Source organism: Streptosporangium sp. NPDC002524, from assembly GCF_040295985.1.
In the GTDB taxonomy this organism is placed as follows: domain Bacteria; phylum Actinomycetota; class Actinomycetes; order Streptosporangiales; family Streptosporangiaceae; genus Streptosporangium.
In genome coordinates, this window is the sequence record NZ_JBEOWK010000018.1 from 114,653 (window position 1) to 127,126 (window position 12,474).

Here is a 12,474-nt window from a genome sequence, read left to right on the forward strand (position 1 = left end):
CTCGGCCATCCCTCCGGCATCTCCGCCCCTCCGAGGGAGATGAAACGTCCGTGTGATCGCCCGATCACCACGGAGAGCGGGTCCACATGTCAGGATTGGGATATGTCAGACGGTCACGGCTCCACTCCCGGCGCTTCCGGTACGCCCCCTGGGTGGGCGCCCAACCAACCCCCGCCGTACGGGAACACCCCGGGATCGCCGTGGACCGCGCCCGGCCCCGCGTCCGGCGCCCCCGAAGGCCCGCAAGGTCCGCAAGGTCCGCAAGGCCCGACTCAGGGGTTCCCGCAGGGTCCTCCGCCCGGTCCGGGGCAGCCCCACGGCCAGGCCCCGCACCGGCAGCCGTACCAGCAGGGCCCCCACCAGCAGCCGTACCCCTACCCGCAGGGTCCCTACGGCGCGGGCGGGCCGCCGCCCGCGATGCGTCCCGGCGTCATCCCGCTGCGCCCGCTCGGCCTGGGCGACATCCTCGACGGCGCGATCAAGCTGATGCGCTCCAACCCCAAGAGCGTGCTGGGCCTGTCGGCGATCGTCGCCGCGCTGGCCGCGGTCCCCCTCGCGATCGGTCAGGCGAGCGCGCTCGACTCCACCCTCCCCGCGATCCTGGAGAACCCGAACGCGGCCCCCTCGCAGCAGAACATCATCTTCGAGCAGAGCAGCACCCTGCTCTCCTACGCGGTCGAGCTCATCGCGGTGACGCTGCTGACCGGCGTGCTGACCCGCATCCTGGGCCGCGCGGTCTTCGGCGGCAGGATGACGGCCGGCGAGGCCTGGACGCTGACCCGGAGCCGGGTGCCCACGCTGTTCGGGGTGGTCGTCGTCACCCTCGTGGCCCTGCTCGTCCCGCTGGCCCTGGTCGTCGGCCTGCTCCTCGCGCTCGGCGCGGCGGGGGCCGGGACCTCCGTGGTGGCGGTCGCGGGCGTGGCGGCGGTGGTGGCCTTCGTGGTCTACGCCTTCTTCGTCTCCACCCGGCTGGCGCTCGCCCCGGCGGCCGCGGTGCTGGAGCGGCGCGGCGTCGCCGACTCCCTGCGCAGGTCCTGGCAGCTGGTCTCCGGCGGCTTCTGGCGGACGCTCGGCATCCTGATACTCACCCAGTTCATCGCGTTCCTGATCGGCCAGGTGCTCGCCTTTCCCTTCGTCCTGGGCGCGAGCTTCCTCGCCCTCCTCGGCGGCGGGTCCACCGGCGCGCAGATCCTCTCCGCGATCCTCATCGCCGTGGGCGTCACCCTCGGCTCGATGATCGCCTACCCCCTCCGGGCGACGGTCAACGGCCTGCTCTACGCCGATCGGCGGATGCGCTCCGAGGCGTTCGACCTGGTGCTCCAGACCGCGGCGATCGAGCAGCAGCGGCAGGGCTGGGTCCACGCGTCGGCCGACGACCTGTGGGATCCCGCCGTCACTCCCTCGGGCCCCTCGCGGTACGGGTCCCCCGGCCAGGGAGCCCCGTGGTCCCACTCCTGACGTCCCCGATCGACGTCGAGCGCGAGGAGGCGCGGCGCCAGGCGATCCGGGAGCTGCTCGGATCCGAGTACGCCAGGGAGTCCCTGGTCGACCGCCTCTGGCGGAACGTCAACCAGTTCATCGGCGACCTGCTCGACCAGGAGTCCCTGGGCGCCGCCGGAAGCGTGGCCGCGCGGGCGGTCCTCCTCGCGATCGTGATCGCGATCGTCGTCTGGCTGCTCCTGATCGCCCGCAGGACCGCCAGGGGCGGCGCCTCCCGCGCGAAGGGGATCTTCGGGGACCGCCGCCTCACCGCCGCCGAGCACCGCGAGGCCGCCGAGCGGCTCGCGGCGGAGAGCCGGTGGGCCGAGGCGGTCCGCGAACGGCTCCGGGCCGTCGCCCGCGACCTGGAGGACCGCGTGATCATCGACTACACGCCCGGCCGCACCGCCGGTGAGCTCGCCGCCGAGGCCGGCCGCGCGCTGCCCGCGCTCGCCGACGAGCTGGCCTCGGCGGCCCGGGTGTTCGACGACGTGACCTACGGCGAGGTGCCCGGCACGCCCGAGGCGTACGGGATCATGCGCGACCTCGACGACCACCTGCGCGCGGCCAGGCCCGCGCCCGCCGCACGGGCGGACGCGCCATGACCCCGGCCGCGCCCGGACGGCTGGAACCGCCCTCCTCCGAAGCCGAATCCGGGACCGCTTCCGAGGCCGCGGCGCGGACCGCCGCGACGACCTCCACCTCCTCCACCTCGCCGACCGCCGGTGGCCTCTGGCGCGGCGGCAGGGGCGTCCTGCTGGTGGCGCTCCTCGTGGTCGGCGTCGCCGTCACGGGCGTGCTGCTCGGCGGCTCCGGCGGGCCGGGAAGGTCCCTCGACCCCGACGACGCCTCGCTGTCGGGAGGCAAGGGCCTGGCCACGCTGCTGCGGGCGCGCGGCGTGCGGGTCGAGCGGGTCACCTCGGTCGCCGAGGCCGGGACACTGGCCGGGCGGGCGGGTCCCGCGGGCAGCACCGTGCTGCTGGGCGGCACCTTCCCGCTCGACGACGACGAGGCGAAGCGGCTCGCCGCCCTCCCCTCGGACCTGCTGGTGGTGGGCGTACGGCCCCATCTGGACCTGCTCGCGCCGGGAATCGCCCCGAGGCGGGAGGCGCGGGCGCGTTCCCGCGAGCCCCGGTGCGGGCTGCCCGCCGCGGAGAGGGCGGGCAGCGCCTACGCCGGTGGCGTGGCCCTCACCGCGCCCCCGGGGTCGATCGGCTGCTACCCCGCCGGCGGGGTGCCCACCCTGGTCTCCTTCAGCGGCGCGGGCCGGACGGTCACCGTCACGGGCGACGGGCAGTTCATGACCAACCTGCGGCTCGCCGAGGACGGCAACGCCGCGCTGGCGGAGAACCTCGCCGGTGGGCGGCCCACCCTGATCTGGCTGACGCCCCCCGAGAGCGCGGCCCCGGCGGGCGGCGGCAAGACGAGTCTCTACGCCCTGGTCCCCGAGGGGATCAAATGGGCCCTGGCGCAGGTGCTCGTCGCGGTGCTGCTGCTGGCACTCTGGCGGGGCCGCAGGCTCGGCCCCGTGGTGGCCGAGCGGCTGCCCGTCGTCGTGCGGGCGGCCGAGACCGTCGAGGGACGTGCCAGGCTCTACCGGGCGCGACGGGCCCGCGACCGGGCCGCCGCGGCCCTGCGGGCGGGCTTCACCGACCGGGTCACCCCCCGTCTCGGGCTGCCCTCGGGGACGGGTCCCGACGCGCTGGTGAACGCGATCGCCGAGCGGACCGGCCAGGCGGCGTCGCACGTGGGCGCCGCCCTGTACGGACCGCCGCCGGTCGACGAGGCGGGGCTGGTAGCCCTGGCCGAATACATGGACATCGTGGAAAGGCAGGTCGGAAAGTCGTGACCACACCACCGGGGAACGGCGGTCCCGCCGAGGCGACCTCCGTCGTCAGGACCGCGCCCGGCGCACCCGCCGTGCCCGCCGTACCCGCCGCGCAGGGCGCGGACCGCGCCAGGGAGGCGCTGGGAGCCCTGCGCGCCGAGGTCTCCAAGGCGGTCGTCGGCCAGGACGCCGTGGTCACCGGGCTGGTGATCGCGCTGCTCTGCCGGGGCCACGTGCTGCTCGAAGGCGTGCCCGGCGTCGCCAAGACCCTGCTCGTCAGGACGCTGGCGGCGGCGCTCTCGCTCGATTTCAAGCGGGTGCAGTTCACCCCCGACCTCATGCCGGGCGACATCACCGGCTCGCTGATCTACGACGCGAAGACGTCGGAGTTCGAGTTCCGCGAGGGGCCGGTCTTCACCAACCTCCTGCTCGCCGACGAGATCAACCGCACGCCGCCGAAGACGCAGGCCGCGCTGCTGGAGGCGATGGAGGAGCGCCAGGTCAGCGTGGAGGGGTCGGCGCGCGGGCTGCCCGACCCGTTCATCGTGGCCGCCACCCAGAACCCCGTCGAGTACGAGGGCACCTACCAGCTGCCCGAGGCGCAGCTCGACCGGTTCCTGCTCAAGCTGACCGTCCCGCTGCCGCCCCGCGACCAGGAGATCGCGGTGCTGGAGCGGCACGCGCTCGGCTTCGACCCGCGCGACCTGTCGTACGTCAAGGCCGTGGCCACCGCCGCCGACCTCGCCGCGGGACGCGCGGCGGTCGGCCAGGTGCACGTGGGGCCCGAGGTGCTCGGCTACATCGTGGACATCGCCAGGGCCACCCGCCAGTCGCCCTCGCTCCAGCTCGGCGTCTCCCCGCGCGGCGCCACCGCGCTGCTGGCCGGGGCGCGGGCCTGGGCGTGGCTGTCCGGCCGCGGCTACGTGACGCCCGACGACGTCAAGGCGCTGGCCAGGCCCGCGATGCGGCACCGGATCCAGATACGTCCCGAGGCCGAGCTGGAGGGCGCGACCGCCGACGGCCTCATCGACGCCATCCTCGCCTCCGTCCCCGTCCCCCGCTGACCATGGCGCTGACGGGACGGGCCGCGCTGCTGGCACTGCTGGGCACCCTGGCCGTGCTGTTCGCCCCCCGGCCGGGGCTCGCCGTGGCCGGGGTGACGCTGCTGATCGTGGCACTGGTCGTGGCCGACCTGCTGCTGGCCGGGAGCGTGCGCCCGCTGCGCTTCACCCGCTCGGGCGAGCGGCTGGTACGGCTCGGCGAGTCGGTCACGGTCGAGCTGATCGTGGAGAACCCCGGCACCCGCCGGGCGCGCGGCGTGCTCAGGGACGCCTGGCCGCCGTCCGCGGGCGCCACGCCCCGGCACCTGCCGCTGGACGTGCCCCCGGGCGAGCGCAGGCGGCTGGTCACGACGCTCACCCCCACCCGCAGGGGCGACCGCGAGGCGGTCACGGTGACCGTACGGTCGCTGGGCCCGCTGGGCGTGGCGGCCCGCCAGGGCTCGCACCGGGTGCCCTGGTCGGTCCGGGTGCTGCCGCCCTTCCTCAGCCGCAAGCACCTGCCCGCCAAGCTGTCCAGGCTCAGGGAGCTGGAGGGCAGGCACCCGTCGATGATCCGGGGGCAGGGCACCGAGTTCGACTCGCTGCGGGAGTACGTGGTCGGCGACGACGTCCGTTCGATCGACTGGCGGGCCACCGCGCGCCGCGACGACGTCGTGGTCCGCACCTGGCGGCCCGAGCGCGACCGCCGGGTGCTGATCGTGCTCGACACCGGCCGCACCTCGGCCGGGCGGGTGGGCACCGCGCCGATCCCGCTGGCGGGAGAGGTGCCGAGGAACGGCGGGGGCGGCGGAGGCAGCGGGACCGGTGGGACCGGCGGGGGCGCGGGGTCGCGGGTCGTGCCCGGCTGGCCCCGCCTCGACTGGTCGATGGACGCGGCGCTGCTGCTGGCCGCCCTGGCCTCCCGCGCGGGCGACCGGGTCGACTTCATGGCCCACGACCGCGGGGTACGCGCCTGGGTGTCCGGCACCGGCCGTACGGAGCTGCTGTCGTCGCTGGTCAACACGATGGCCCCGATCGAGGCGGAGCTGGTCGAGGCCGACTCCGCAGGGATGGTCGCGGCCGTCATGTCGCGGGCCAGGCGGCGCTGTCTGGTCGTCGTGCTGACCGACCTCAACCCGGCGGCGCTGGAGGAGGGCCTGCTGCCGGTCCTGCCCCGCCTCTCCTCGCGGCATCTGGTGCTCCTGGCCGCCGTCTCCGACCCGCAGGTGGCGGAGATGGCCGCCGGGCGCGGCACCTCCGAGCTGGTCTACGGCGCGGCGGCGGCCGAGCAGCTGAGCGCGGGACGGCGCAGGATCACCGCCCTGCTGCGCCGCCAGGGCGTGGAGGTCGTGGACACCGCCCCCGAGCAGATCGCCCCGGCCCTGGCCGACGCCTACCTCGCACTGAAGGCGGCCGGCCGGCTCTGACACCGTCTCCCCGGCTCTCCCTGGTCCTCACCGGTTCTCCCGGGCTCTTCCGGGGGCTCTCGGGGGTCCGGCCGCTCAGGCCGGAGCCGGGCCGGGATCCGGTCGGAACCGGGGTGCTCAGCCCGCGCCGGGGACCAGGCCGGGACTCAGGCCCTTACCGGAGGCCGGATCGGGGCTCAGCCCGCACTGGAGGCCAGGCCGGGCTCAGCCCGCACTGGAGGCCAGGCCGGGGCTCAGCCCGCGCTGGGGGCCAGGTCGGGGGCGCGTTCCACGTCGCCGCTCTCGCCCGCGGCCACGGCCCGGCGGCCGAAGAAGATCACGTAGGCGAGGAAGGCGGCCTCCGCGAACACCCCGATGCCGATCCGCGCCCAGGTGGGCAGCCCCGAGGGGGTGACCAGGCCCTCGATGAGCCCCGAGACGAGCAGCACCACGATCAGGCCGAGGGCCACGCTCATCACGGCCCTGCCCTGCTCGGCGATGGCCTCGGCACGCCTGCGCGGGCCGGGGTCGACGACCGTCCAGCCGAGGCGCATGCCGACGGCCGCGGCGAGGAACACCGCGGTCAGCTCCAGCAGGCCGTGCGGGGTGATCAGCCCGAAGAAGATGTCGAGCTTGCCGCGCGAGGCCATCAGCCCGGCGGAGACGGCCACGTTGAGCGCGTTCTCCCACAGGACGTACGGGATCGGCAGGCCGAGCAGGACCGACATGATGATGACCTGCATCGAGAGCCAGGCGTTGTTGACCCAGACCTGTCCGGCGAAGGAGGTCGCGGGGTTCTCCGAGTAGTAGTCGGCGAAGTCGTGTTCGACGAGCTGGGTGATCTCCTCGGGGGTGGCGATCGCCGCCTGGACCCCGGGGTTCTCCCCCACCCAGACGGCGACGACCGTGGCGACCAGCAGGAACGCGACGCTCGTGGCCAGCCACCACCAGCGGGCCCGGTAGGCGACCACCGGGAAGGAGACCGTGAAGAAGCGGACGAACTCCCGCCAGGCCGGGGTGTGCGCCCCGGTCACGGCGGAGCGGGCGCGGGCGACGAGCGCCGACAGGCGGCCCACCAGGATCGGGTCGGCGGAGGCGGAGCGGACGAGGGACAGGTGCGTGGCGACCCGCTGGTAGAGGTCGACCAGCTCGTCGACCTCGGCGCCGTCCAGCGAGCCGCGCCGCCGGACCAGGTTCTCCAGGCGGTCCCAGGCGGGCCGGTGCGCGGTGACGAAGGCGTCGATGTCCACGCGGGCAGCCTATCCAGTCGAAGGTAGGGTGCTGATTGTGTCCGATGTCGTAACCGGCGAGGCCGTCGTCGTCGAGGTCCGTGTCGCCCAGCTCCCGAGCAGGGCCGCGGCGCTGCTGATCGACATGACGGTCCAGGTCGTGACGCTGCTCGGCGCCTCCCTGCTGGTCGGCAGCCTGGGATTCCTGAACGATCCGGCGCTGACCACGATGGTCTACATCGTGCTCACCGTGCTCGTGATCGTCGGCTACCCGGTGGCCTTCGAGACGCTCTCGCGCGGGCGCAGCCTGGGCAAGCTCGCGCTGGGGCTCCGGGTCGTCAGCGACGACGGCGGCCCCGAGCGGTTCCGGCAGGCCCTGTTCCGGGGGCTGGCGGGGGTCCTGGAATTCTGGATGCTCAGCGGCGCCCCCGCGCTGATCAGCTCGCTGATCTCGGAGAAGGGCAAGCGGCTCGGCGACCTCTTCTCCGGCACCATCGTGATCTCCGAACGTGCCCCGCGCCAGTACGGGCCGCCGCTGGACATGCCGCCGATGCTCGCGTCGTGGGCGGCGACGCTGGAGCTGTCACGGCTGCCCGAGCAGGTCGCGGCCACCGCGAGGCAGTACCTCATGCGCTGGCACGACCTGGCCCCCGCCGTCCAGCACGAGATGGGCGTGCGCATCGCCACCGAGATGTCGGCCTTCGTGTCCCCGCCCGCCCCGCCCGGCGTGCCGCCGTTCGCCTACCTGACCGCCGTGCTGGCCGAGCGCCGCCGCCGCGAGCAGGCGCGCCTCGCCCAGCAGTGGCACGACCGGCAGCGCTCCGGCGAGCAGCGGCCCGGCCAGGGATGGCCCGGTGGACAGCCGAACGGCCAAGGATGGCCCGGCGGGCAGCAGACCGGCCAGGGATGGCCTGGCGAGCAGTGGTCCGGTGGACAGCAGACCGGCCAGGGATGGCCCGGCCACGTCGTGCCCCCGCCCCACCAGGCTCACCCGGCGTCGCCTCGGCCCTATCCGTCCGTGCCGCCCCCGTCGTACGCGCCCCCTTCGTACGCGCCCCCGGAGACCGGGCCGTACGCGCCCCAGGGCGCCGGGGAGGGGCCGTACGCCTCGTACCCGCCCCCGAGGGCCGGAGAGGGGCCGTACGCGCCTCCCGGGACGGTGCCCGGGTCCCACGCCCGGCCCGCGCATCCGGCGCCGCAGCCGCGGATCCCGCTCCCTCCCCCGGCGGAGCCCGCGTCCCCGGTGTCCCCGGTGTCCCCGCCGCCCTCGGCGCCCCCGTCGCCCGCGACCGGGCCCCTCACGCGGGAGGCCGGTCCCACACCCGGCGGATTCGTCCCCCCCGCCTGACCGCCCGCCTGACACCGCCCGTCCCCTCCCACCCCTCACCGGTGCGGTCGGTGCCCGTACGGGCACGTCGGTGGGGACGCGGCGGGAACGCGAAGAGGGACGGCGGAGGATCCGCCGTCCCTCTCCTCATGAAACCTGTTGATCCTGTGGATCACGAGACCCGTGAAACCGCCACGGGTCTCTCATCGGCGCCGCTCGCCCTCGCGGGCGACCACGCGTCAGTGACCGTGACCGTGGCCGCGGTCGTCGTAGGAGGCCTGGGTCTGCACGTTCAGCCGGTCCAGGCGGACGCCCTTGGCCGGGTCGGTGCGACGGTCTTCGATCTTGAGGACGTCCAGGCCCCTGCGGAAGTCGCTGGCGTAGACGTAGCCGTTGTAGTAGTACGCGGACCAGATGCCGCCGCCTCCGCCGTCGGGCTCGGGACCGCGCTCGAAGAAGCCGATCTCCTTCGGCTTGCTGGAGTCGGTGAAGTCCACGAAGGAGACACCGCCCTGGTACCAGGCCTGGACCATGATGTCCTTGCCCTTGACCGGGATCAGCGAGCCGTTGTGCGCGACGCAGTTCTCGGTGTCGGCCTGGTAGCGAGTGATCTTGAAGTAGCCCTTGAAGACCAGCTTGCCGCGGACGATGTCGTAGTAGGCGTTGGCGCCGCGGTTCGGGCCGGTGGCCTCGTTGCAGGTGGCCTGGCCGCCGCCGCCGAGCTCGTCGGTGAAGATGACCTTCTTGCCGTTGTTGCTGAACGTCGCCGAGTGCCAGAAGGCGAAGTTCGGGTCGGTCGTCCGCGCGGTGATCACCGGGTTCTCCCGGTCGGAGATGTCGAACAGGACGCCGTCACCCATGCAGGCCCCGGCCGCGATGTCCTTCTCCGCGTAGACGGTGATGTCGTGGCAGCCGCTGGTCGGCAGCAGCAGGCCCGGCTGCGTCTCGTTGCCGCCGTCGGGGAAGACGACCGGCGTCTTGACCACGGCCGCGGCGGTCGGGGTGCGCAGCGGCACCTTGATGACCGAGATCTTGTCGTGCGGCGGCTGGCAGTCCGGGAACGTGGCGTTCGGGTTGTAGGAGGAGGCGTACAGGTAGACGTTGCGCCGGTCCCTGCCCTTGCCGGGAACGAGTGTCAGCGTGTGCGAGCCGCAGTCGGTCTCGACCGACTTGATGTACTTGGGGTTCTTCTTGTCGCTGATGTCGAAGATCCGAACCCCTTCCCACGACTCCTTGACGGTGGCGGGCTGGGCGACGCTGCTGCAGGAGTCGTCGTTGCGGGAGTTGTCGACCGCGGCGAACAGCAGGTTCTCGTAGACGGACACGTCCATCTGCGAGCCGGGGCACAGCACGCCGCTGACGAGCTTGGCACGCCTCGGGTTCCTGATGTCGTAGATCGAGAAACCGCCGTAGTTGCCCACGTAGGCGTAGTCACCCTGGAAGGCGATGTCGCTGTTGGTGGTGGCCTCGAGGCCGGGGAGCTTGGGCAGGGTGCCCACGTGCGTCACGTTGGGGCTGGTGACGATCTCACCGGGCGGAGGAATGTCGGCGGCCTGGGCCGAAACCGTGGACATCAGCATCGCGGCGGCCGTCGCCGCCACTACCAACGCCCGAACGGTCCTTCGGGGAGCGAACACTCGGGTGCCTCCTTGGAGCGGACATAAGGCATGCATAAATTAGCAAATCGCCCCTCCTGACAGCCGGATCGACGCATCATGACTTTGTCACAATAAAATATGTGGTGAACTCTTTACTGAGGTCCGAAAAAAGTTTACGATCCATGCCCCTTTGTGATCGTTTCGGGCCTAACGGCCCCCGTACGTGCGACGGCCACCGGGCGCCTGTCGGGCGCCCGGTGGCCGTCGTCGGGTGGTGGTCGCGGCCGTCGTCAGAGGTCGAGGGCCGTTACCGCCGTCAGAGATCAGTTGTCGTGACCACGACCACGGTAGAACTCCTGGGTCTGCGCGTTCAGGATGTCGAACTTGACCTTCTCGGCCCTGCCCATACGACTGTCGTTGATCTTCAGGACGTCGAGGCCGAGGTTGAAGTCGCTGCCGTAGATGTGGCCGTTGTAGTAGTACGCGGACCAGAAGCCGCCGCTGAGCGCGGGGGCGGTGCTGTCGGGGCCGCGCTCGAAGAACGCGATCTCCTGCGGGTTGCTGGAGTCGGTGAAGTCGACGACCGAGATGCCGCCCTGGTACCAGGCCTGGACCATGATGTCCTTGTTCTTGACCGGGATGAGCGAGCCGTTGTGCGCGACGCAGTTCTCGGTGTCGGCCTGGTGACGGGCGATCTTGAAGTAGCTCTTGAAGGTGAGCTGGCCGTCCTCGATGTCGTAGTAGGCGTTGGCGCCGCGGTTCGGGCCGATCGCCTCGTTGCAGGTGGCCGAGGTGCCGCCGCCGAGCTCGTCGGTGAAGATCACCTTGTTGCCGTTGTTGCTGAACGTCGCCGAGTGCCAGAACGCGAAGTTCTGGTCGTCGCGGACGGTGGCGGTGACCTTCGGCTCGGCCGGGTTGGAAATGTCGAACAGGACGCCCTCGCCCATGCAGGCTCCGGCGGCGATGTTCTTCTCCGGGTAGGCGGTGATGTCGTGGCAGCCGCTCGTGGCCGAGGTGCGCTCGGGGTAGGGCAGGCTCTCACCCGGGTTGCCGCCGTCGGGGAACAGGACCGGCGTGGCGACGACCGAGGCGGACGCCGGGTCGCTCAGCGGCACCTTGATGATCGAGATCTTGTCGTGCGGCGGCTGGCAGTCGGGGAACGACGCGTTCGGGCTGTAGGAGGAGACGTACAGGAAGACGCTCTTGCGGTCCCTCCCCTTGCCCGGGACGACCGTCAGCGTGTGCGAGCCGCAGTTGGTCTCGACGGCCTTGATGTACTTGGGGTTCTTCTTGTCCTTGATGTCGAAGATCCGGACGCCCTCCCACGACTCCTTGACGCTGGCGGACTGGCCGACGCTGCTGCAGGAGTCGTTGTTGCGCGAGGAGTCGACCGCGCCGAAGAGAAGGTTGCCGTAGACCGACACGTCCATCTGACCGCCGGGGCAGACCACCGAGCTGACCAGCGAGGTCCTGCTGGGCCTCTTGATGTCGTAGATCGAGAAGCCGGTGTAGTTGCCGACATAGGCGTAGTCGTCCTGGAACGCCATGTCGGTGTTGATGTCCGTCAGCGCGGCGGGCTTGGGCACGTTCAGGACATGCTCGATGTTCGCGCTCTTGGCGATCTCACCGGGAGCCGGGATATCGGCGGCCTGCGCGGGGAACGCGGACAGCGCCGTCGCGACGGCAACCCCGGCCACGAACAGGAAGCGGCCGGTCAGGCCCTTCCTGAGGGGGGTGGACACTCGTGAACCTCCTTGACACATACACCCAAATAAAAGGTGCATAAATGCTTAAATGGTTCACGCTGCGCGGCCATCCGGCAAGCCGTCACAGTGTCAGCAACTGTTGCCGGTGTGTGGTCTTTACGGGCCTACCCAGGAGGGGTTACGGTCTTTCGTCACTGGACATTCACGAAGGAGGCCGGGTGCGCGTCGCGCTCATCGTCGTGATCGCCGCCCTGTCCCTCAGCGCGTGCAGCTCGGAGCCCGAGCCGGTCCCGTCCGCCCAGGCGTCGGCGCCGATCATCGTCCCCGGCAGGCCGGGTGAGGTCGCCAGGACCGTCGGCCCGAGCGAGGCCGCCACGCTCGTGCCCACGCCCACCCCCAACGCGGCCGACGTGACGTACGTCCAGAAGATGGTCGTCCACCACCGACAGGCCCTCGACATGGCCTCCCTGGCCCCGACCCGGGGGCAGCACGTCAGGCTGAAGAGCCTCGCCTCGCGCATCAAGGACTCGCAGGGGCCGGAGATCCAGTTCATGATCTCCTGGCTCCAGCAGCAGGGCCTGAAGGCCCCCGAGCACCACGCCGAGCACGACAGCATGCCCGGCATGGCCTCGCCCGAGCAGATGGAGGCGCTCAAGGCCGCCTCGGGCAGGGAGTTCGACCGGCTCTTCATCCAGCTCATGACCGCGCACCACCAGGGCGCGCTCAAGATGTCCGAGCAGGTCCTGACCTCCGGCTCGCACATCCGGATCGAGGAGCTGGCCAACGACGTCTCGGCCGGACAGAGCGCCGAGATCCGCAGGATGCAGGAGATACAGGCCGAGCTCTGACGACGGCGAAGGG

10 protein-coding genes are annotated in these 12,474 nt (G+C 72.2%); 7 read left to right on the forward strand and 3 right to left on the reverse strand.

Annotated features, from left to right (window positions below; all coding sequences use genetic code 11):
* Window positions 1-102: 102 nt before the first annotated feature.
* The 5 genes from ABT053_RS28930 to ABT053_RS28950 all read left to right on the forward strand — a co-directional run bounded on the left by ABT053_RS28930 (window position 103) and on the right by ABT053_RS28950 (window position 5,774).
* Window positions 103-1,458: a DUF7847 domain-containing protein gene (locus tag ABT053_RS28930; protein ID WP_350973073.1), complete on the forward strand. Its 1,356-nt coding sequence runs from the start codon at window positions 103-105 to the stop codon at window positions 1,456-1,458.
* On the forward strand, window positions 1,443-2,084 hold the full coding sequence (locus ABT053_RS28935; protein ID WP_350973075.1) for a DUF4129 domain-containing protein: 642 nt from the start codon (window positions 1,443-1,445) through the stop codon (window positions 2,082-2,084). The genes ABT053_RS28930 and ABT053_RS28935 overlap by 16 nt, the downstream gene beginning before the upstream one ends.
* Entirely contained in the window at window positions 2,081-3,328 is a 1,248-nt protein-coding gene (locus ABT053_RS28940; protein WP_350973076.1) for a DUF4350 domain-containing protein, read from the forward strand. Before ABT053_RS28935 ends, ABT053_RS28940 begins: the two co-directional genes overlap by 4 nt.
* Before the next feature lie 71 nt (window positions 3,329-3,399).
* The gene (locus ABT053_RS28945; protein WP_350973191.1) at window positions 3,400-4,371 is read left to right on the forward strand and encodes an AAA family ATPase; all 972 of its coding nucleotides are present in this window, start codon (window positions 3,400-3,402) and stop codon (window positions 4,369-4,371) included.
* A gap of 2 nt (window positions 4,372-4,373) precedes the next feature.
* Window positions 4,374-5,774 carry a DUF58 domain-containing protein gene (locus ABT053_RS28950; RefSeq protein WP_350973078.1) on the forward strand — a complete coding sequence of 467 codons (1,401 nt, stop codon included), beginning with the start codon at window positions 4,374-4,376 and terminating at the stop codon, window positions 5,772-5,774.
* Between the two features lie 233 nt (window positions 5,775-6,007).
* Here the strand turns inward: ABT053_RS28950 and ABT053_RS28955 are convergent, their stop codons facing one another.
* Window positions 6,008-7,003, reverse strand: a complete 996-nt coding sequence (locus tag ABT053_RS28955) for a stage II sporulation protein M (protein WP_350973079.1) — start codon at window positions 7,001-7,003, stop codon at window positions 6,008-6,010.
* 37 nt (window positions 7,004-7,040) lie between these two features.
* On the opposite strand from ABT053_RS28955, the gene ABT053_RS28960 reads away from it, so the two are divergent.
* Window positions 7,041-8,330, forward strand: coding sequence for an RDD family protein (locus tag ABT053_RS28960; RefSeq protein WP_350973081.1), 1,290 nt, complete (start codon window positions 7,041-7,043; stop codon window positions 8,328-8,330).
* Between the two features lie 218 nt (window positions 8,331-8,548).
* On the opposite strand, the gene ABT053_RS28965 is transcribed toward ABT053_RS28960, so the two are convergent.
* Both ABT053_RS28965 and ABT053_RS28970 read right to left on the reverse strand, forming a co-directional pair.
* A complete protein-coding gene (locus ABT053_RS28965; protein ID WP_350973082.1) occupies window positions 8,549-9,946 on the reverse strand; it encodes an LVIVD repeat-containing protein in 1,398 nt (465 codons plus the stop codon).
* A 284-nt stretch (window positions 9,947-10,230) separates the two neighbouring features.
* Entirely contained in the window at window positions 10,231-11,649 is a 1,419-nt protein-coding gene (locus ABT053_RS28970; RefSeq protein ID WP_350973084.1) for an LVIVD repeat-containing protein, read from the reverse strand.
* A 182-nt stretch (window positions 11,650-11,831) separates the two neighbouring features.
* On the opposite strand from ABT053_RS28970, the gene ABT053_RS28975 reads away from it, so the two are divergent.
* Window positions 11,832-12,461 carry a DUF305 domain-containing protein gene (locus tag ABT053_RS28975; protein WP_350973085.1) on the forward strand — a complete coding sequence of 210 codons (630 nt, stop codon included), beginning with the start codon at window positions 11,832-11,834 and terminating at the stop codon, window positions 12,459-12,461.
* The last annotated feature ends 13 nt before the right edge of the window (window positions 12,462-12,474 follow it).